Annotated in this window: 17 protein-coding genes and 1 pseudogene; 6 read left to right on the top strand and 12 right to left on the bottom strand. The window is 60.6% G+C overall.

Translation table 11 applies throughout. The annotated features are described in order from the left end of the window. Positions 1-130: 130 nt before the first annotated feature. The 12 genes and pseudogenes from urtA to cbiE all read right to left on the bottom strand — a co-directional run bounded on the left by urtA (position 131) and on the right by cbiE (position 13,097). Positions 131-1,396 (bottom strand): urea ABC transporter substrate-binding protein, encoded by a 1,266-nt coding sequence (gene urtA / locus FPT12_RS15450; protein ID WP_145017239.1) that lies wholly within the window; start codon positions 1,394-1,396, stop codon positions 131-133. A 328-nt stretch (positions 1,397-1,724) separates the two neighbouring features. Then, positions 1,725-2,735 (bottom strand): iron ABC transporter permease, encoded by a 1,011-nt coding sequence (locus tag FPT12_RS15445; RefSeq protein ID WP_145017237.1) that lies wholly within the window; start codon positions 2,733-2,735, stop codon positions 1,725-1,727. Beyond that, positions 2,732-3,691, bottom strand: a complete 960-nt coding sequence (locus FPT12_RS15440; protein ID WP_145017235.1) for an ABC transporter substrate-binding protein — start codon at positions 3,689-3,691, stop codon at positions 2,732-2,734. Before FPT12_RS15440 ends, FPT12_RS15445 begins: the two co-directional genes overlap by 4 nt. Position 3,692: 1 nt before the next feature. Then, positions 3,693-4,475, bottom strand: a pseudogene (locus FPT12_RS15435) (ABC transporter ATP-binding protein); the annotation flags it as partial. Positions 4,476-4,649: 174 nt separating this feature from the next. Further along, a complete protein-coding gene (locus tag FPT12_RS15430) occupies positions 4,650-6,032 on the bottom strand; it encodes a PepSY domain-containing protein (RefSeq protein ID WP_145017233.1) in 1,383 nt (460 codons plus the stop codon). Positions 6,033-6,203: 171 nt separating this feature from the next. Next, entirely contained in the window at positions 6,204-8,321 is a 2,118-nt protein-coding gene (locus tag FPT12_RS15425; RefSeq protein ID WP_145017231.1) for a TonB-dependent copper receptor, read from the bottom strand. A gap of 89 nt (positions 8,322-8,410) precedes the next feature. Then, positions 8,411-8,866, bottom strand: a complete 456-nt coding sequence (locus FPT12_RS15420) for a DUF2946 domain-containing protein (RefSeq protein WP_306108837.1) — start codon at positions 8,864-8,866, stop codon at positions 8,411-8,413. A gap of 18 nt (positions 8,867-8,884) precedes the next feature. Next, positions 8,885-9,364 carry a copper chaperone PCu(A)C gene (locus FPT12_RS15415; RefSeq protein ID WP_145017229.1) on the bottom strand — a complete coding sequence of 160 codons (480 nt, stop codon included), beginning with the start codon at positions 9,362-9,364 and terminating at the stop codon, positions 8,885-8,887. A 47-nt stretch (positions 9,365-9,411) separates the two neighbouring features. Further along, on the bottom strand, positions 9,412-9,813 hold the full coding sequence (locus FPT12_RS15410; RefSeq protein WP_145017227.1) for a DUF2946 domain-containing protein: 402 nt from the start codon (positions 9,811-9,813) through the stop codon (positions 9,412-9,414). 263 nt (positions 9,814-10,076) lie between these two features. After that, entirely contained in the window at positions 10,077-10,799 is a 723-nt protein-coding gene (locus FPT12_RS15405) for a cobalt-precorrin-6A reductase (RefSeq protein ID WP_145017226.1), read from the bottom strand. After that, complete coding sequence (locus FPT12_RS15400; protein ID WP_145017224.1) at positions 10,796-11,893, bottom strand: cobalt-precorrin-5B (C(1))-methyltransferase; 1,098 nt, start codon at positions 11,891-11,893, stop codon at positions 10,796-10,798. Before FPT12_RS15400 ends, FPT12_RS15405 begins: the two co-directional genes overlap by 4 nt. Further along, positions 11,886-13,097, bottom strand: coding sequence for a precorrin-6y C5,15-methyltransferase (decarboxylating) subunit CbiE (cbiE, locus tag FPT12_RS15395; protein ID WP_145017222.1), 1,212 nt, complete (start codon positions 13,095-13,097; stop codon positions 11,886-11,888). The genes FPT12_RS15400 and cbiE overlap by 8 nt, the downstream gene beginning before the upstream one ends. 281 nt (positions 13,098-13,378) lie before the next feature. On the opposite strand from cbiE, the gene FPT12_RS15390 reads away from it, so the two are divergent. From FPT12_RS15390 to FPT12_RS15365, 6 genes are all read left to right on the top strand, one after another. Continuing rightward, complete coding sequence (locus tag FPT12_RS15390) at positions 13,379-14,032, top strand: hypothetical protein (protein ID WP_145017220.1); 654 nt, start codon at positions 13,379-13,381, stop codon at positions 14,030-14,032. 59 nt (positions 14,033-14,091) lie between these two features. Further along, positions 14,092-15,471 carry a precorrin-3B synthase gene (gene cobG / locus FPT12_RS15385; RefSeq protein ID WP_145017218.1) on the top strand — a complete coding sequence of 460 codons (1,380 nt, stop codon included), beginning with the start codon at positions 14,092-14,094 and terminating at the stop codon, positions 15,469-15,471. Continuing rightward, positions 15,464-16,090 carry a precorrin-8X methylmutase gene (locus FPT12_RS15380; protein WP_145017216.1) on the top strand — a complete coding sequence of 209 codons (627 nt, stop codon included), beginning with the start codon at positions 15,464-15,466 and terminating at the stop codon, positions 16,088-16,090. The genes cobG and FPT12_RS15380 overlap by 8 nt, the downstream gene beginning before the upstream one ends. Next, a complete protein-coding gene (locus tag FPT12_RS15375; protein ID WP_145017347.1) occupies positions 16,090-16,821 on the top strand; it encodes a precorrin-2 C(20)-methyltransferase in 732 nt (243 codons plus the stop codon). Before FPT12_RS15380 ends, FPT12_RS15375 begins: the two co-directional genes overlap by 1 nt. After that, a complete protein-coding gene (cobJ, locus tag FPT12_RS15370; RefSeq protein WP_145017214.1) occupies positions 16,821-18,521 on the top strand; it encodes a precorrin-3B C(17)-methyltransferase in 1,701 nt (566 codons plus the stop codon). The genes FPT12_RS15375 and cobJ overlap by 1 nt, the downstream gene beginning before the upstream one ends. Before the next feature lie 437 nt (positions 18,522-18,958). Then, positions 18,959-19,771, top strand: a complete 813-nt coding sequence (locus tag FPT12_RS15365) for a hypothetical protein (RefSeq protein ID WP_145017212.1) — start codon at positions 18,959-18,961, stop codon at positions 19,769-19,771. The last annotated feature ends 1 nt before the right edge of the window (position 19,772 follow it).

The following is a 19,772-nucleotide window of genomic DNA, read 5'->3' as shown; positions in this document are numbered from 1 at the left end:
GAGCTTGCTCGCGATAGCGGACTGACATTCAGCATCAATGTCGACTGTCATGGCCTCATCGCGAGCAAGCTCGCTCCCACAGGAGTTATGCCAACCCTGAGCTCCGTGCTCGGGCCTGACATCCAGTGGCTCAGTTGCTCTTCACCGCATACTCCGGCTTCTTGTCGTTACCCGGTATGAACGGGCTCCACGGCTGGGCGCGGATCGGGCCTTCGGTCTGCCAGACCACGTTGAACTGACCGTCGGCCTGGATCTCGCCGATCATCACCGGCTTGTGCAGGTGGTGGTTGGTCTTGTCCATGGTCAGGGTGTAGCCCGACGGTGCGGCGAAAGTCTGGCCAGCCAACGCTTCACGGACCTTGTCGACATCGGTGGACCTGGCTTTTTCGGCTGCCTGCGCCCACATGTGGATGCCGACGTAGGTGGCTTCCATCGGGTCGTTGGTCACCGCTTTATCGGCGCCCGGCAGGTTGTGTTTTTTGGCATAGGCTTTCCAGTCGGCGACGAACTTCTGGTTCACCGGGTTATCCACCGATTCGAAGTAGTTCCACGCGGCGAGGTTGCCCACCAGCGGTTTGGTGTCGATGCCGCGCAGTTCCTCTTCGCCTACCGAGAACGCCACGACCGGAACGTCGGTGGCTTTCAGGCCCTGGTTCGCCAGCTCTTTATAGAACGGCACGTTGGAGTCGCCGTTGACCGTGGAGATGACCGCTGTCTTGCCGCCGGCCGAGAATTTTTTGATGTTGGCGACGATGGTTTGATAGTCGCTGTGGCCGAATGGCGTGTAGACCTCTTCGATGTCTTTGTCAGCCACGCCTTTGGAGTGCAGGAACGAGCGCAGGATCTTGTTGGTGGTGCGCGGGTAGACATAGTCGGTGCCGAGCAGGAAGTAGCGCTTGGCGCTGCCACCATCTTCGCTCATCAGGTATTCCACCGCCGGGATCGCCTGCTGGTTCGGCGCGGCACCGGTGTAGAACACGTTCGGCGACATCTCTTCGCCTTCGTACTGCACCGGGTAGAACAGCAGGCCGTTGAGTTCTTCGAACACTGGCAATACCGACTTACGCGACACCGAGGTCCAGCAGCCGAACACCACCGCGACCTTGTCCTGGGTCAGCAACTGCCGGCCCTTTTCCGCGAACAGCGGCCAGTTCGACGCCGGGTCGACCACCACCGGTTCGAGCATCTTGCCGTTGACCCCGCCCTTGGCGTTGATCTCGTCGATGGTCATCAGCGCCATGTCTTTGAGCGAGGTTTCGGAGATCGCCATGGTCCCGGACAACGAATGCAGGATCCCGACCTTGATGGTCTCGGCGGCCTGGACAGTCCAGGTCATGCCCATCGCGGCAATGCTTGCCGAGAGTGTGAAAGCCTTGATCAAGCTACGACGCTTCATTGTGCGATCTCCATGAACTTATGAGTTTTCTTGGTTGGCAGATGCGAACTACTGAAGGGTCTTTAGCAAGGGCTGTGCCCGGTCGGTAAAAGGCAGGGAAATGTCGTGTTAGAGCGGTTGCGCGGGTAAACGGCGCACCATGAAGGGACGCGTCTGGCGCGCTGGTGCGAGGAGGTGCGCCACATTAGGGCGCTGAGTGGTTCGGGGTTACCCCAATCAACTGTGGGAGCGAGCTTGCTCGCGATGACGGTATATCAGTCGCTATCAATGCTGACTGATCCACCGCTATCGCGAGCAAGCTCGCTCCCACATTTGATAGTGGTGGGTTTTAGCGGCGGCGCATCAGGCCGATGAAGAACAGGCCACCGATGGCTGCGGTGGCGATGCCGATTGGCAAGTCCTCCGGGGCGATCAACGTGCGTGCGGCGACATCGACCCACACCAGAAACACACTGCCGAGCAACACGCACACCGGCAGCAATCTGCGATGTTCGGCCCCGACCAATCGCCGGGCAATGTGCGGCACCATCAGCCCGACAAAACCGATCGAACCGCTGATCGAGACCAATACGCCGGTCATCAACGAGGCGATCAAAAACACCCGCAAACGCACGGTGCGCGCATTCAGACCGAGTGTGACAGCGGTCTGCTCGCCGGCCATCAAGGCGTTCAGCGGTCGTGCCATGCCCAGTAGCAAAATCAACCCGAGCAGCACGCTGGCCGCCGGCACTGCCAGCAATTCCCAACGCGCCAGCCCGAGGCCGCCGAGCATCCAGAACATTACCGCAGAGCTTGCCCGGTGGTCGCCGAGAAACAGCAGCAGGTTGGCGACCGCCATCATCACGAACGACACCGCCACCCCGCACAGCAGCAGCCGATCACTGTCCAGCCGACCGTTGCGATTGGCGATCATCAACACGATCAGCATGCTCAACAGCGCGCCGATGAACGCGGCAATCGGTAAGGTCAGCAGGCCGACGATCTCGCCCACATGCAGCACCACGATCACCGCGCCAAGGGTCGCGCCGGACGTCACGCCGAGCAAATGCGGGTCGGCCAACGGGTTGCGCGTGACCGCTTGCAGCACCGCACCGATCAGCGCCAGCCCCGCGCCCACCAATGCCCCGAGCAACATGCGCGGCACGCGAATCAGCCAGACGATGTGCGCTTGACCGGCGCTCCAGTCCGGCACGCCGAAACCGAAAAGGTTGTGCAGCAGAATCCGCCAGACCACGTCCACCGGCACCCGCGCCGGGCCGAACCCCAGCGACACTACACACGACGCCAGCAACAGCGCGCCGAGGGCAATCAGCAACAAGGCATAGCGACGATTGATCATTCGCCGTGGAAACCCTTGGCCAGGGTTTCGACTGCCAGCACGTTGTCGACCCCTGGTGTGGCCTGCACGTAAGGGATGACGATGAAGCGCTGGTTCTTGATCGCATCCACCGATTGCAGCGCTTTGTTGTTCAGCAAAAACTGCTCTTTTTGCTCGGCACTGACTTCGCCGTAGTCGACGATCACGATCACCTGCGGGTTGCGCTCGACGACGTTTTCCCAGTTGACCCGGGTCCAGCTCGCGTCGACATCGTCGAGAATATTGCGCCCGCCGGCGGCGTCGATCAGTGCTTGCGGCATCCCCAGGCGGCCCGAGGTCATGGCCCGGTCTTCGCCGCTGTCGTAGAGGAATACACGCGGTTTTTCCGTTGGCAGGTCTTTGCGAACTTCGGCCACTTGCGCCTGCATGTCGCCGATCAAGCGGTTGGCGCGATCCTGCACGTCGAAGATCTTGCCGAGGTTGCGCAGGTCGTTGTAGGTGTCATCGAGGCTGGCCGCCGGACGCTTCATCACGAAGGCGCACGACTCACTCAGTTCATAGACGTTGATCCCCAGCGGCCCGAGGGTTTGCGGGGTCAGGTCGCCGCCAATGCGCATGCCGTAATCCCAGCCGGCGAAGAAGAAATCGACGTTGGCGTTGAGCAGGGTTTCCACCGACGGGTACTTGGCCGCGAGCTCCGGCAGGCCGTCGAGAATGCTCCGCATCTCGGGCGTTACGGCTTTCCAGCCACTGATGCCGCTGTAGCCGACCATCCGTGGTTTGAGGCCGAGGGCGAGCATCATCTGGGTCATGTTGATGTCGTGACTGAGGGCGTGTTTCGGCGCCTCCTTGAACGTCACTTCACGGTTGCAGCTCTGTATCGTCAACGGGTAACGGGTCGCTTCGGCGAACGCCTGGGCGCTGCCCAGCAGCAGGGCGATGGACAGGCTGGAGCGGAGCAGGGTGCGCAAGGTCATGTTGGGTTATCCAGGTAATTCGGGGGTAGCCGGACAGCGGGTGTTCATCGATCAGCGCTTCGACGCCGAACACCTCGCGCAGCAGCGTGGTCGTCAGCACTTCTTTTGGCGTGCCGCTGGCGACGATGCGTCCGTGGTTGATCACGTACAGCCGATCGCAGAATGCAGCGGCCAGGTTGAGGTCGTGGATGCTCGCCAGGGTGCCGATCTGCAAGCGTTTGACCAATTGCAGCAGCTCGAGCTGATAGCGTGGGTCGAGGTGGTTGGTCGGCTCATCGAGAATCAGCAATTGCGGCTGTTGCGTCAGGGCGCGGGCAAGAATGACACGTTGTTTTTCGCCGCCCGACAGCGTGGCAAAGGCGTGATCTTCAAAGCCTTTGAGACCGACCGCTTCGAGCGCCTGTTCGGCGATCCGACGGTCTTCCAGGGTATCGCCATCGAACAGACCTTTGTGCGGTGTGCGGCCCATGGCGACCACTTCGTCGACGGTCAGGCCGAAGGCATCGGGAAACTCCTGCAACACCACGGCAATGCGTTGTGCGCACCAGCGCGACGACTGCTTCCAGACGTTGTGATGGGCCAGATGTACCTCGCCGGATTCCGGTTTGCTGAACCGGTAGGCGCAGCGCAACAGGCTGGTCTTGCCGCTGCCGTTGGGTCCGATCAAGCCGACGAACTCACCGGCCGCCACGTGCAGGCTGGCCTCACGCAGCTGGAACTGGTGATGACAGTGGCCATGGCCCAGTGGTGTCCAGGCGAGGTGGGTGAGGTTCAGCGAGGTCATGCCATTCCCTAGGAGCGTTCCCATGCGCAGCAAAGGAACGCCTCAATGGACGCTTTGCGTCCGCTTTTGGGACGCGGAGCGTCCCGGGCTGCATTCCCACGCAGAGCGTGGGAACGATCAAACTGCGGGCGCGATTGTAGTGTCTGGCGCGCCCTTTGATGTAGTTCGCTGTCTTCAGGATGAAGATGAGGCCGATTCAGGCTGGCGGTTCAAGCGCGACAGCAGCATGCGGTCCAGCAGCCACACCACGATCAGCGAAGCACCCACCAACGGGAATACGACCGCCAATGCGAGGATGATAAACACCCCGGCTTTCCAGGTCGGCAGGTCATGACGCAACGGCGGAACACCAAGCTTGCCCTGCGGGCGGCGCTTCCACCAGATCACCACTCCACTGACGGCGCTGAGCAGGATCATCAGGCAGATCAGCAACACGACGATCTGATTGAACGGCCCGAACAGCTTGCCTTCGTGCAGCATCACACCCATTTCCGTGGCGCGGGCGACGTTGCCGTAATGCTGCCAGCGCACGTCGGCCAGCACTTCACCGCTGTATTGGTCGACATGCAGGGTGGCGTCGTTGCGCGGGTCGTCGGCGAATACGGCGATGGTGAACACGCCGCTGGCGGTGGTCGGGAAGGTGATGCTGTAACCGGGCTCGACCTGGCGTTGAACGGCAATGTCCTGCACGTCTTGCAGGCTGATGGTCGGCGCCGCCGGGGCGCTGCTGCCACTGTTGTGCGCCATGTGTTCGGCGTGGTCACCGGACATCGGCATCGGCGTGTTTTCCATGGCCCAGGGCACGGTCTGACGGGTAGCGGTGTTGAGGCTGCGGGCTTGCTGGTCGGACGTGGGCACGTTGTTCCACATGGCCGCCGGGAAGCGGTTCCAGACTTCCGCGTATTGCTTGCCCCAGAAGCCGGTCCAGGTCATGCCGCTGAGCAGCATCAGCAGCAGAAACGCCGCGCCCCAGAATCCGGTCACGGCGTGCAGATCGCGCCAGAGCACACGGCCGCGACTGCTGAAGCGTGGCCACACGATCCCCGCACCGGCTTTCCCGCGCGGCCACCACAGGAATATCCCGGAAACCACCAGCACAACGCCCCAGCCAGCCGCTATTTCGACCAGCCGATCACCGACGGTGCCGATCATCAATTCGCCGTGAATGGCCCGGGCGATGGCTTGCAGGTTTTTCTTCGCGTCCTGCTCGCCGAGGATATCGGCGTGATACGGATCGATGAAGACATTGAGCTCGCTGCCGGCATTTTTAACGACAAACTGCGCGCTGCGCTCGGCATTGACCGGTGGCAGGTACTGCTTGACCTGGCCCTGTGGATAAGTCTCTTTGACACGGCGCAGCAACGCGTCGGCACTGACGGTGTGATGGCCGGCCGGCACATTGAGCAGGCTGCCATACATCAGTGGGTCGAGTTGCGGTTTGAACAGGTAAACGATGCCGGTCAAGGCCAGCATCACCATGAACGGCGCAACGAACAGCCCGGCATAAAAATGCCAACGCCAGGCCAGGTTGTAGAAATTCGGTTTGGGTTGTTTCATCAAGAGCGCTCCGCTTGGCATGGATTTTTGTTGTTTGATGATCGTTCCCGCGCTCTGCGGGGGAATGCCTCAAGGGACGCTCCGCGTCCAGTGACGCAGAGCGTCACGGGCTGCATTCCCACGCAGGAGCGTGGGAACGATCCTTAAATGCAGTCTTGCCTGCGATGTGTTTTAGAAGCTCATATCGACCTTGGTCCAGAACGTGCGCCCTGGTTCGTTGATCGCTTGCGGGTCATTGGCCGGGTAGCCGAACCCGGCGTTGCCGGCCAGGTTCAAGTGCTCGGCGTAGGCCTTGCCAAACAGGTTGTCGACGCCGGTACTGACCTTCCAGTGTTTGTCGATCCGGTAGGCACCGTTGAGCGAGAACACGCCGAAGCCTGGGCTTTTGTCGTAGTCCTTGCCGACCACGTTGCCCTTGTTCTGCTCGATGCGGTTTTGCGCTGCAACCACTCGCCACAAGGCGCCGGCGCTCCAGTGGTCTTCGCTGTAGGTCAGGCCGAAACGCGCCTCCAGCGGCGGCATTTGCGGCAGTGCCGTGTCGTGGGTGGTGTCTTTGCCCCAGGCGTAGGCCAGGGTCGCGTCGGCTTTCCAATGGGAGGTGAGGTTGTAGGCTGCGCCGAGTTCGCCACCCATGATTCGCGCATTGATGTTTTCGGCCCGTGAGGTCATGCCCATCATGCCGGGGGTGTAATCGAACAGGATATAGTCGTGCACTTCGCCGACGTAACCCGAGACCCAGGCTTCGAGGTCCTGGGTTTTGTATTGCAGGCCGACATCGAGCTGGGTGGTTTTCTCCGGCTTGATCGAATCGAAGGCGTTGAGCGAACCGACCGGGCCGGATTTTGGCGAGAACAGCTCCCAGTAATCCGGGAACCGTTCAGCGTGGCCGAGACCGGCATAGAGCGTGGTCGGACTGTCCGCCAGGTCGTGCTCATAGCGCACGAAACCGCTCGGCAGCGTGTCGGCGCGGGTCTCGTCGGCCGTCGGGTTCTTCCCGGAGCCGATGGTCTGGCGAAAATCTTTGGCTGAGGCGCGGTCCAGTCGCGCACCGGAGATGAGGCGATCACGGTCGGCGGCGTACCAGGTCAGCTCACTGAAAACGCCGTAGTTATGGAAGTCCGCATCCTTGTTGCGCGGCACGTCCTTGTAGGTGTCGATGCCCATGGCGGCGCGCTGGCGGTGTTCGTTGGTTTGCGCATCGATGCCGCTGATCAACTGCACATCGGCCCAGCGCCAGGTGGCCTTGATCCGTGCACCGAGGGTGCGGCGGTCGACGTTGGAGGCCATCGGTCCGGCCATCATTCCGGTGCCGGACGGCGTGCGCAGGGTGTAGTTGTCCATCACGTGGTCGGCGTAGTTGTAATAGACCTGCGCTTCGACTTTATCCAGCACTTCGCCGAGGTTCGACTTCTCGAAACGCAGGCCCAGGCTTTCGCGCTTGAACTGCGAACCGTCCATCCCGCGACCGGCGGAACGTGCCTCGCCGTCGCCCTTGCCGGCGGTCAATTCCAGCAGCGTGTCGGCATCCGGCGTCCAGCCCAGGGCGACATCGCCGTTCCATTTGTCATAGCGCGACGGTACGGTGTCGTTGTTGCCGTCACGATAATCGTCGGCGTGCGCGGTGTTGCCGATCACCCGTATGTAGCCCTGCGGGCCACCGGCAGCGGCGTCGACGAGTTTATCGAAACGCCCGTTGGAGCCGGCCAGCAGGCTGGCGTTCACTCGGGTGCCCAGCTCGCCGAAGCTTTCCGGCTCGCGGTCGAACAGGATGGTGCCGGCAGAAGCTCCAGGTCCCCAGAGTACGGTTTGCGGGCCTTTGATCACGGTCAGCTTGTCGTAGGTTTCCGGTGAAATGTAGGAGGTCGGGGCGTCCATCCGGCCAGGGCAGGCACCGAGGATCATGCCGCCGTTGGTGAGAATGTTCAGCCTTGAGCCGAACATGCCGCGCAGCACCGGATCACCGTTGGTGCCGCCATTGCGAACCAGCGCGAAGCCGGGAATGGTCTTCAGGTAGTCACCGCCGTCGCTGGCCGGCACCGGTTGGCGCGGGTCTTTGGGGTTGGTGACGATCGTCAGCGGCGAACTTGGGGCGATCGCGGTGATGACCGTCGGGCTCAGCTCTTCAGTGTGTTGGCTGTGGTCTATCGGTTGCTCGGTCGCGCTGGCCAACGGGGAAAGCAGGGCACCGCACAGAATGGCAGTGGCCTGTTTGAAATGGGCGCGTGGCGCGTTCAGGGCGAAAATTGCCTGAGCAGCGCTCAAGCGTGTGTCAGCAGAAAACCTGGACATAAAGGTTCCATCAATCAGTCGTCAACAACACGGCCAGCAGCCTGCGGCTGTCGTTCTCTACAGTCGGCCGTATGAGTAGTGGAGGGTGTTTACGCGACGATGGGCGGGGCGCGGGTGCGGGCGCCGGGGAAGACGGTTTGCCGGGCATGGCCCAGGCGGGGGGCGGGGCTGATGAAGGTGTGGGCGGGCGGGGTGTCGAAGGCAGCGAACGACAGGCTGCCGGGCAGCGCGGGGCAGTTGAAGAGCAGGCTGCAATAACCGCACTTCTCCCAGAGCGCATGATGCTCAGGTTTGGGTGCGCAGTGTTCGGCAACCGCTTGTGCGTCTTGCTCGGCGTGGGCATTCGCCGACATGTCCATGCTCATGTCCATCGACATGTTCATAGGCATCGGCATGCGTTGACCCATCGGCATCGACTGAGAAATCAGTGGGCCGATAAAGATCATCAACATGGCGAACAGGCTGATCCAGCTACCGCGCGCCACCTTCAGCGAGGTCTTACGCGGTACCGATTGCCTGACGCTGAGCGAGCGCCGTGCGTTCACAGGGGGGGCAGGCTGTGATTACTGGGCGTGTTTGTGCTCTTCGGTGCCGGCGGGCGGTTGTTTCTGTACGGCGACCTCAACGGTCACGTCGCCGGATTTTTCGAAATGAAGGGTCAGCGGGAAGCGCTTGCCGTCGTTCAGCAGGCTGCGGTCTTTAAGCTCCAGCAACATCACGTGATAAGCCATCGGCGCAAATGTGATGTCGCCGCCCGCCGGAATCTCGACGCTCGGCACTTGCTGCATTTTCATCAAGTCATTTTGCATCACATGTTCGTGCAGCTCGGCCTTGCCCGAGATCGGCGAAGCAACGCTGAGCAGGCGATCGGCGGTTTTACCGTTGTTGTGAATCACGAAATAGGCCGCAACCGTTGGCGCGTTGGGCGGTAGCTCTTGCGACCAAGGGTGGGCGATTTCCAGTTCGCCGGCTTTGTATTCGTGAGCATTGACAAAGCACGCGGGCAGCAGCAGGGCGGCTAGAACGATGAGTTTCTTCAGCATGGCAGTTCTCCAGAACGATTAAACACGCAGATCAATTGCGACGGTAATCAGACTAGAGGAGAAGCGCGGGGATTCAGGCTGGGCCATTGCTGGCGTGGCGTGGGCAGGTCGAGGGTCGGCGCTGGTCGGCTTCGATTGGCCTCGAAGCGCGTGAAATACAGCTGCGGAACATGGCCCGGCAACGCCACCAAAGGCGCCGAGCCAGAGCAGCACCAGCAATGCTGCATGTTCGAGTGATCGTCGTTCGAAGGGGCTTTTTGTTCAAGCTTGCCCAAAGAAATCGCCACCAGCTTCGTCCCGCTGGACGAGCAGAAGCTGCCCCACAACAATTGCTCGGCCGGCGACTGACCGGCACCTTGTGCCATCGCGCCGGACATCGGCATGGCAAGCATGTTGAACAGCACTGCGAAGCAGGCAATCCAGGCAAATGCTAGCCGTTGTCGGGACATGGGGCATATCCGATTGGGTGGGTGATCAAGCCGGGTATTTAGCCTGATCGGGGGCGATAAGTAAAAAACCGCCGTGCGGTGTGGTGTCGCAGCGTATTTGCAGAAGAGTGTAGCGGCTTCTTGTGGGAGTGCGGCGCGGCCCGCTCCCATACTGATCGTTCCCACGCTCCGCGTGGGAATGCCTCAGGGGACGCTCCGCGTCCAGTGACGCAGAGCGTCACGGGCTGCATTCCCACGCGGGAGCGTGGGAACGATCATCAGTTCTATCCGAGAGTTTTCAGTGCCTCCAGCACCTCAATCACACTCCCAAACTCCCGCTCAACCCCCGGCAACTCTGGCCGCTTGAGGATCAACACCGGCACCCCGCGTTCGCGGGCCACTTCAAGCTTGGGGTCGGTGGCGCTGCTGCCGCTGTTTTTGCTGATCAGCACATCGATCTGCCGGCGTTCGAACAGCGTGCGTTCGTCTTCGATGAAAAACGGTCCGCGTGCGCCGATCACTTCGCAGCGCTCGTTGCCGGGATAAACCTCCAGCGCGCGCAGGGTCCAGAACTGCTCGAGCGGGATTTCATCCAGGTGCTGCAACGGCTCGCGGCCCAGGGTGAACAGTGGACGCTTGAACGGTCTTAGCGCTTCGATCAGCTCGGCCCAGTCGCTGACTTCGCGCCAGTCATCCCCGGCCTGCGCTTGCCATGCCGGGCGACGCAGTGCCCAGCACGGGATGCCGCTTTGTTGCGCGGCGGTGGCGGCGTTCCGGCTGATTTGTGCGGCGTAGGGGTGGGTGGCGTCGAGCAATAGATCGATGCCTTGATCCTTGATGAATTGCGTCAGGCCTTCAGCGCCACCATAGCCACCGACGCGCACCTGGCAATTCAGGTCGGTCGGCACCCGACCCACGCCCGCCAGGCTGTAGATGTGTTGCGGGCCGAGGGTTCGGGCAATCGACAGGGCTTCGGTGACGCCGCCGAGCAGCAACAGACGTTTCATTGAAAAGCTCCGGCATGGCCGACGATGCCACCCTGGCGATCGATGGCAAACACTTCGACCTGAACCTGTTTGGGTACTACGCTACGGGCGAAATCCAGCGCGTGCCGGCACACTGCATCGCCGAGGGCAATACCGGCGGCGCTGGCCATCGCCAAGGCTTGCTGACTGGTATTGGCCTCGCGGATGCCTTGCTGCAAGGCTGCGTCTGCACCAACGTCCGCGGCCCATTCGGCCAGTTGCGGCAGGTCGATGCTGGAGTGGCGGCTGTGCAGATCCATATGTCCGGCGGCGAGTTTGCTGATCTTGCCGAAGCCGCCGCAAATACTCAGTTTATCCACAGGCACTTTGCGCAGATGTTTGAGCACTGCGCCGACGAAGTCGCCCATTTCGATCAGGGCGATTTCCGGCAGGTCGTAGACCCGGCGCATGGTGTCTTCGCTGGCGTTGCCGGTGCAGGCGGCGATGTGCAGGTAACCGTTGGTTTTGGCGACGTCGATGCCCTGGTGGATCGAGGCGATGTACGCCGCGCAGGAAAACGGCCGGACGATGCCGCTGGTGCCGAGGATCGACAGCCCGCCAAGAATGCCCAATCGCGGGTTCATGGTTTTCAGCGCCAGGGCCTCGCCGTCCTCGACGTTGATCGTCACCTCAAAACCGCCGCTGTAGCTGAACTCCTGGGCCAGTAACAGCAGGTGGTCGGTGATCATCTTGCGCGGCACCGGATTGATCGCCGGTTCGCCGACACTCAATACCAGCCCCGGACGCGTGACAGTGCCGACGCCTTTGCCGGCGCAGAAACGAATACCGGGTTCGCTGATCAAACGCACCTGGCTGTAGAGCAACGCACCGTGGGTTACGTCCGGGTCATCGCCGGCATCCTTGATCGTTCCGGCTTCGGCACCGTCGGCAGTCAGTCGACAAAACTCCAGGCGCATCTGCACCTGTTTGCCTTTGGGCAGCACAATCTCCACCGCATCACTAGTCACCGCACCGAGCAGCAGGCGCGCGGCGGCGAGGCTGGTGGCAGTGGCGCAACTGCCGGTAGTCAGGCCGCTGCGCAGGGGCGCGGGTTGTTCGGCGGTTTCGTCACGCATCGAAGGGTTTAACCACGTCAAGCAAGGTGATCGGCAATGCCTGGCGCCAGGTGTCGAACTCTCCCAGCGGTTGCGCCTGAGCGATATGAATCCGCGTCAGCTCGCCACCGTGTTGTTCGCGCCAGGCCATCAAGGTCATTTCGCTTTGCAGGGTGACCGCGTTGGCGACCAGCCGACCGCCGGGTTTGAGCTGTGCCCAACAGGTGTCGAGCACGCCGTCACGGGTCACGCCGCCACCGATGAAGATAGCGTCGGGTCGCTCAAGACCGGCCAACGCCTGCGGCGCGCTGCCACGAATCAGTTGCAGGCCGGGCACGCCGAGGGCGTCGCGGTTGTGTTCGATCAGTTGCTGGCGGCCCGCATCGGCCTCGATGGCCAACGTGCGGCAACTCGGATGTGCCCGCATCCACTCGATGCCGATCGAGCCGCTGCCGGCGCCGACGTCCCACAACAATTCACCGGGCACCGGCGCCAGACGCGCGAGGGTGATGGCGCGTACGTCGCGTTTGGTCAGTTGGCCGTCGTGCTTGAAGGCGGCGTCTGGCAAGCCAGCCAGGCGCGACAAGCGCGGAGCATCGGGTTCGGCAAGGCATTCGATGGCGACCAGGTTGAGGTCGGCGATCAGCGGCTCGGTCCAGTCGTTGGCGATGCCATCGATACGACGTTCGCTCTCGCCGCCCAGGTGTTCCAGCACGGTCATCCGGCTCGGCCCGAAACCGCGCTCGCACAACAGCGCGGCAATTGCGGCAGGGCTGTGTCCGTCGTTGCTGAGCACCAGCAGACGAACACCGCTGAACAACTGTGCGTTCAGAGCAGCAATGGGCCGGGCGACCACTGACAGCGTGACGACTTCTTGCAACGGCCAGCCCACTCGCGCGGCCGCCAATGAACAAGAGGAGGGGGCCGGGATAATCAGCATCTCGTTGCTCGGCACTTGCCGCGTCAGGCTGGCGCCCACACCGAACAGCATCGGATCGCCGCTGGCCAGCACGCAGATCGGCTCACCGCGTTGCGCCAGTACCGGCTCAAGGGAAAATGGACTCGACCAGAGCTGCCGTTCGCCACGGATGCACACGGGCAGCAGATCCAGTTGCCGTTGGCTACCGACAATCCGTGAAGCGCCCAGCAATGCGCGTCGAGCGTTTTTGCCCAGGCCTTTGAAACCGTCTTCACCGATGCCTACCACTGTCAGCCAGGGGGTCATGCCGTTCCTCTGCTCAAAAAACGCGGTCAATAAGGGCGAGATGATAACGCAGCTTTGCTGAGGGGATGCTGGTCAGTTCGCTCTGTACATCCAGTGATCTCTATAGGTGTACCGATAATAAAAGTGATGAGTTGTTTGAGGGCGATAGCGCTGACATGTGTTGTTGAAGTTGCAGGATGGTCGGGAGGGTGAAGGTCGTTTAGTGTTGAATATTCAAATAAGGTATTTGTTTTTAATCCAGATGGTCGAATAGATATTTAATAACTCAAGGATGAATTTAAATGAATGAATTGGACAATAAAGAACCCGGTGCGGCGATTGTTGGCAACGGTCTGATCACCTGTGTGGCAGGGTTGTCGCGGGAAGAAAAGCGTGATGTCAGATATAGCGTACGACTGGCACGCTGTGCCGCCGACGAAAAATATGACAACACCACTCAGCTCGATGACTGGTTTTTGTATTTCGCCGCCACCTTGAAGTTTCTGGGGTGGATACCTTTTGGCGATGCCATTACCGAAATACATCATCCGAATTTTTACGGCAGTGTTGCTCAGGTCTATTTGACTTCCCTTATAGCAGGGGGCAACGCGGCGCAGGCCAATGTCACACGTGCTGCCTTCGACGCATTGAGTGCAGACAAATCGGCCAGCAAGGCGTTTTACTCGGCAAGCTCCGATGCGGGTGACTTTAAAATACTGCCGGTAGAGCGCGATAACCAGCAACGTTTGAACATGACCGTAAACAATTTCAGGTTGCGTTCGCGCTCGGTTCCTGAGGCGTTTCTTTTCTTTAAGTGGGAGGAGCAGACGACGAAGTTAGTGCAGCATTATGGCCGCTTTCTTCTTGATCGCTCGGTGTTCGAACAACACAGGGCTTTCCTGGAAAGGCGCATCAAGGAAATTGCCATCTCGGAGTTCGAACTCAAGCTCCAGTAGATTGATCGCCATCGCTAGCCGGGGGCGTTCACTCGTCGATTCCGTGGGCAGTCATTTTCATGACGTCGAACAAAGCAGGCATAATACCGCGCCTCACCCTAGCCGCCGGTCTTCCCGTGACACAATCCCCGTCCACCACCACCTTACGCCCCTCGGCCTGTCCGGGGTTGTTGCGTATCGTCCAGGCATTGGACGGCGGTATCTGCCGGATCAAATTGAACGGTGGGGCGATCAGCGCCGCCCAGGCCGTGGCCGTGGCCGACGCCGCGGAGCGTTATGCCGGTGGGGTGATCGAAGCGACCAACCGCGCCAACCTGCAAATTCGCGGGATTGGCAGCGAGCACCGGCCATTGATCGACAGCCTGCTGGCAGCCGGGTTAGGCCCGAAGACTGCGGCCGGCGATGATGTGCGCAACCTGATGCTCAGCCCTGGCGCTGGCATTGATAAGCAGATGCTGTTCGATACTCGCCCGCTGGCCGAGCAGATCCTCGCCTCCCTGCAAAGCCACGAACGTTTTCACCAACTGTCGGCCAAGTTTGCCGTGCAGCTGGATGGCGGTGAGGCGCTGGCGATGCTCGAACATCCTCATGATCTTTGGTTGAGTGCCGTTGAGCGCGATGGTGAGCGACTGCTGGCCTTCGGTCTGGCGGGTTGCCCTACGGACACACCCGTAGGGGCGGTGTTGCTGAGCGATGGCCACGCCTTGGTTGTGGCGGTGCTGGAGCTGTTTCTCGACCTCGCACGACCGGAACAAACCCGTATGCGGCATGTGCTGGCCGAGCGTTCGCTGGCGTCGGTGGTGCAGGCTTTGGCTGAGTGTGTGCCACTGACCCCGATCAGTCATTGGCGGCGTGCCGAGTCGCCTTCAGGGTTGCACATCGGCACTTATCCACAGCGCCAGGAAGGCGTGGTCTATATCGGCGTTGTCCCGCCCTTGGGGCGGCTGGATGCTTCGATGCTTAAAGGCGCGGCGTGTCTGGCTGAGGAGTTCGGTGACGGTAGCCTGCGTTTGACCCCTTGGCAAAGCCTGCTGCTGCCGAACATTCGCCATCAGGATGCTCCGGTGCTCAGTGAGCGACTGCAGGCCCTGGGTTTTCTGCTGTGCGCCGATCAAGCCTTGACGCATCTGGTTGCCTGTACCGGTTCCGACGGGTGCGCAAAAGGTTTGGCGGATACCAAGGCCGACGCCTTGCAACTGGCCACATTGTTACCAGGCCAGGCTGACCGATTGCAGGTTCACTTGTCCGGTTGCTCGCGCTCCTGCGCCGCTGCGCACATCGCGCCGGTCACCCTGCTGGCGGTCAGCCCCGGTCATTACGACCTCTATTTTCGCGATGCAGTGCAGCCGGGTTTCGGCGCTCTGCAAGCACGCAACCTCACTATTGAAGCGGCCGGCGCATTGCTCGACGCCTGCTCACGGAGCCCCCTTGATGCTTGATTACATCCGCGACGGTCAGGAGATCTATCGCAACTCCTTCGCGATCATTCGCGCCGAGGCCAACCTTGACCGGATCCCGGCCGATCTGGAAAAACTCGCGGTGCGGGTAATCCACGCTTGCGGCATGGTCGATGCGATCGATGGCCTGCAATTCTCCGAAGGCGCAGGCAAGGCCGGGCGCGATGCATTGGCCGCCGGTGCGCCGATTCTGTGTGATGCGCGGATGGTCTCCGAAGGCGTGACCCGCGCACGCTTGCCAGCGAACAATCCGGTGATCTGCACCTTGCGCGACGAGAGCGTTCCAGAGCTGGCCCGTGAACTCGGCAACACCCGTTCGGCGGCTGCGCTGGAGCTTTGGCGTCCGCACCTGGAAGGCAGTGTGGTGGTGATCGGCAACGCCCCGACCGCGTTGTTCTATTTGCTGGAAATGCTCGATGCCGGTGCGCCAAAACCGGCGCTGATTCTCGGCTTCCCGGTGGGCTTTGTCGGCGCCGCCGAATCCAAGGCGATGCTTGCAGCTGACAGCCGTGGCGTGCCGTTTGTGATCATGCAGGGTCGGCTGGGCGGTAGCGCCATGGCTGCCGCCGCGGTCAATGCCCTCGCCACGGAGATTGAATGATGCAGCAACCTGGACGTTTGATCGGCCTTGGCGTTGGTCCTGGTGATCCGGAACTGATCACCGTCAAAGCCTTGCGCCTGTTGCGCGAGTCTCCGGTGGTGGCGTACTTCGTCGCCAAGGGCAAAAAAGGCAATGCGTTCGGCATCATCGAAGCGCACTTGCAGGACGCGCAGACGTTGCTGCCGCTGGTTTACCCGGTGACGACCGAAGCCCTGGCGCCGCCGCTGTCCTACGAGCAAGTGATCAGCGACTTCTATGACGCGGCCGGCGAACAACTCGCTGCGCATCTGGATGCCGGGCGTGATGTGGCGGTGATCTGCGAAGGTGACCCGTTCTTCTACGGTTCTTACATGTATTTGCATGATCGTCTGGCAGAGCGTTACGAGGCTGAAGTGGTGCCGGGTGTCTGTTCGATGCTTGGCGGCGCTTCGGTGCTCGGTGCGCCACTGGTGTATCGCAATCAGAGCCTGTCGGTGCTGTCGGGTGTGTTGCCTCACGAAGAACTCAAGCGCCGTTTGGCCGATGCCGACGCGGCGGTGGTGATGAAGTTGGGGCGTAACTTTCCCAAGGTCCGTCAGGTGCTGGAAGAACTCGGCCTGGCGGAGCGGGCGTTGTACGTTGAGCGCGCCACCATGGCCAATCAGAAAATCGTGCCGCTGGATCAGGTCGAGCCGATGTCTTCGCCGTACTTTTCGTTGATCATCGTTCCCGGCGAAAGGTGGCAAGGTTGATGCCCCGTCCCGTTCCGGCGATTGTCATTCTTGGCAATGGCAGCCTCGCTACCGCACGCAAGATCCAACAGCTGTACCCAGGCGCCTTGATCCATGGTCTGGCTGAACGGGTCGACGGTGCGGACCGCGTTTATCACGAGTTTGGCGCGACGTTGCGTCAGCTCTATCAACACGACACGCCGATCATTGCCTTGTGTGCCGCCGGCATCGTCATTCGGACCCTGGCGCCATTGCTGTTGGAAAAAGGCGCTGAGCCGCCGGTACTGGCCGTTGCTGAAGACGGCAGCGCGGTCGTGCCGTTGTTGGGCGGTCTGGGCGGTGTGAACGTGTTGGCCCGCGAGATAGCTGAAGGTTTGGGTGTGGCTGCGGCTATCACCACCAGTGGTGAACTGCGCTTCGGCACCTGCGTGCTCAACCCGCCAAGCGGCTATGCATTGGGCGATCTGGAGTTGGGCAAACGTTTCGTCTCGGATCTGTTGGCCGGTGAAACAGTGCGTATCGAGGGTGCCGCTCCCTGGTTGGCTGAGGCTCAGTTGCCGCACGATCCGGGCGCGCATCTGGCGATTCATGTTGGTAGTGCAGAACGCGAACCTGTGGCCAATGAATTGCTGATCTACCCGAAAAGCGTTGTGGTGGCTGTCAGTGCCGAGGTTGAAGATCTGCCTGACGCCATACGCGATGCCTTGCATCAGGCGAAAGTCGCCGCGCAATCGGTGGCGTGCCTGTTGGCCAGCGATCAGCTAATGGCCAGTCCGGTGTTGCGTGAAGCAGCGCTGGAACTGGGTGTGCCGCTGCGTTTTGCGGCGGCTGGTTCTGTGGCTGAACTGGCAGAAAACGCTGCCGGGCAATCCGTATCTATCCATGCAGACAACGGGATTGCCATCGCGGTCGCCGAACAGCCTCTGGACCCGTTACTGATCGGTCGCCCTCGCGGTCGCTTGGCGGTTATCGGCCTGGGCCCTGGCGCTGCGGAACTGATGGTGCCGGCGGTCAAGGCAGAGTTGGCGCGTGCCAACGACGTGCTCGGCTACGAAACCTACGTGCGCATGGCCGGGCCGTTCCGCTCCGATCAAGTGCTGCACTGCACCGACAACCGCGAGGAAATGCAGCGCGCGCGTCATGCGTTCGAACTCGCTGCCCAAGGACGTTCGGTGGTGGTGGTTTCGTCCGGCGATCCGGGCGTATTTGCCATGGCAGCGGCGGTGCTCGAAGCGTTGCACGAATCCACCGACACGAGCTGGCACAGCGTCGATCTGGAAATTTTGCCTGGGGTCTCCGCTTCATTGGCAACCGCCGCTCAAGCGGGCGCACCGTTGGGGCATGACTTCTGCGTGATGTCTCTGTCAGACAACCTGAAACCCTGGGACATCATCGAGAAGCGTCTGGATCTGGCTGCAGAGGCCGATCTGGCCCTGGCTTTTTACAACCCGATCTCGCGTTCGCGGCCGTGGCAATTGGGGCGTGCGCTGGAAATCGTCGCCCGGCATCGCACGCCTGAAACGCCGGTGGTGCTGGGGCGTGATATTGGTCGTCCAGGTCAGACATTGCGTGTCACCACACTTGGGCAACTGACCCCCGATCAGGTGGATATGCGCACCATGGTACTGATTGGTTCGTCCACCACCTGCGCCTTCCCGCGCGCTGAAGGTGGGGACTGGGTGTATACGCCACGCTGGTATGGCGAAAAGCCGGCCAGTTGAGCGACGGCGGCCGGATCTGCGGGCCGCCATTCTTCCCCTGACCGTGCTCGCTTGGCAGTCAGGGTGTTGAGTTGTCTGGCAATCGGGCGCTCTTACCGCCCTTGAGCGCGTAAGATTTTTCACTGATAAATACCGGAAACAAGATCAAGCGGTAGTTGTAAATCGACGCAATAACCTTCGAATAGCTGCACAATCATGTAGGTCCGTCGGTTCGGTTATTTTCATAAGCAGAAACAGTGGCCTGGGGCGCTTGCGTTTGTTGGTGTTGTGCAAATAATAAGTGTGTGTGGCGACTGAATGTTAATGGTTGCATTGGTTTTTTCGAATTAAGTGTAATTAATTAATTGGCCGGGTCTGTGGTTGAAAGTGCGGTTCTCATCCTTTAAGGTTTTTCAAGTCCGGTAAGGGCATATAACTAACTTAAAAGGATTTTAATAATGATTGAGCAAGCATTTCCAAAAATCACCGCCGTCGAGCGTATTGCCTTTATTGAAACGTTGAATCGAGAAGTTAGCGCTGTTCATCCAACAGCGCGTGCGGCAATGGTCTCTCTCGCCAGCGCCCCCGTGGATACCGATGAGCTGAATGCCGCCATTATGGGGGCGGGTGTTGTTGGTTTTCTTGACGGTATGTCCAAGCGTAATAAGCGCATTGTGAAAAATACGTTCATGTACGCCGATATCAAGGCGTTAATGAAGTATCCAGCGGAGAGTCAAAAAGAGGAGCGTTACAAACTCTTCATGCAAACCATGCGCAACTTGGGCTGGATGGTAAGTCGAGATAACTATATCCGCCATGTTTCGAGCGAAATGCGACTGACGATGGCAAACATCGCTGCGCAAATCATTGGTACGGTTGTGTCCGGAGCGATCGGTGGTACTCCGATTGGCGCTGCCCTGACCGCAATGACCGGCTCCACCCTTGAGGCACTGAAAAAAGAGCCGGAAGCCTTGAAGCTGTTCGAGAAAAACGCGAAAAAGCCCGAGGGTGGTTCCTTTGCATTGGCGTCCTGTACCCAGGATGCCGATGGCGAGATTTTGATGGCCGTCGGTGCCATCCAGTACCAGGCTCGTCAACAGTCCACCAGTGTGCTGTTTGGTGAGTGGTACTCCTCTGATGTCAGCATCTACAAAGGCATGTCGAGCATGATGATGGATGAAGAGGACTACGCAATGACCGAAGATCTGGTGGTCAAAGAATTGGCCAGACTGCGCGAAATGGCGCTTACCCTGGAATTCGGCGTCAAGTGAT

Origin of the sequence: Pseudomonas sp. H3(2019), assembly GCF_007713465.1 — a bacterium.
Taxonomy (GTDB): Bacteria; Pseudomonadota; Gammaproteobacteria; order Pseudomonadales; family Pseudomonadaceae; genus Aquipseudomonas.
The sequence above is the reverse complement of the archived record's forward strand: the minus strand, read 5'-3'. Positions and strand labels throughout refer to the sequence as shown.

Coding starts and splice junctions, on each gene's coding strand:
- urtA (WP_145017239.1), bottom strand. CDS start 1,396: ATGAAGCGTCGTAGCTTGATCAAGGCTTTCACACTCTCGGCAAGCATT.
- FPT12_RS15445 (WP_145017237.1), bottom strand. CDS start 2,735: ATGATCAATCGTCGCTATGCCTTGTTGCTGATTGCCCTCGGCGCGCTG.
- FPT12_RS15440 (WP_145017235.1), bottom strand. CDS start 3,691: ATGACCTTGCGCACCCTGCTCCGCTCCAGCCTGTCCATCGCCCTGCTG.
- FPT12_RS15430 (WP_145017233.1), bottom strand. CDS start 6,032: ATGAAACAACCCAAACCGAATTTCTACAACCTGGCCTGGCGTTGGCAT.
- FPT12_RS15425 (WP_145017231.1), bottom strand. CDS start 8,321: ATGTCCAGGTTTTCTGCTGACACACGCTTGAGCGCTGCTCAGGCAATT.
- FPT12_RS15415 (WP_145017229.1), bottom strand. CDS start 9,364: ATGCTGAAGAAACTCATCGTTCTAGCCGCCCTGCTGCTGCCCGCGTGC.
- FPT12_RS15410 (WP_145017227.1), bottom strand. CDS start 9,813: ATGTCCCGACAACGGCTAGCATTTGCCTGGATTGCCTGCTTCGCAGTG.
- FPT12_RS15405 (WP_145017226.1), bottom strand. CDS start 10,799: ATGAAACGTCTGTTGCTGCTCGGCGGCGTCACCGAAGCCCTGTCGATT.
- FPT12_RS15400 (WP_145017224.1), bottom strand. CDS start 11,893: ATGCGTGACGAAACCGCCGAACAACCCGCGCCCCTGCGCAGCGGCCTG.
- cbiE (WP_145017222.1), bottom strand. CDS start 13,097: ATGACCCCCTGGCTGACAGTGGTAGGCATCGGTGAAGACGGTTTCAAA.
- FPT12_RS15390 (WP_145017220.1), top strand. CDS start 13,379: ATGAATGAATTGGACAATAAAGAACCCGGTGCGGCGATTGTTGGCAAC.
- cobG (WP_145017218.1), top strand. CDS start 14,092: ATGACGTCGAACAAAGCAGGCATAATACCGCGCCTCACCCTAGCCGCC.
- FPT12_RS15380 (WP_145017216.1), top strand. CDS start 15,464: ATGCTTGATTACATCCGCGACGGTCAGGAGATCTATCGCAACTCCTTC.
- FPT12_RS15375 (WP_145017347.1), top strand. CDS start 16,090: ATGCAGCAACCTGGACGTTTGATCGGCCTTGGCGTTGGTCCTGGTGAT.
- cobJ (WP_145017214.1), top strand. CDS start 16,821: ATGCCCCGTCCCGTTCCGGCGATTGTCATTCTTGGCAATGGCAGCCTC.
- FPT12_RS15365 (WP_145017212.1), top strand. CDS start 18,959: ATGATTGAGCAAGCATTTCCAAAAATCACCGCCGTCGAGCGTATTGCC.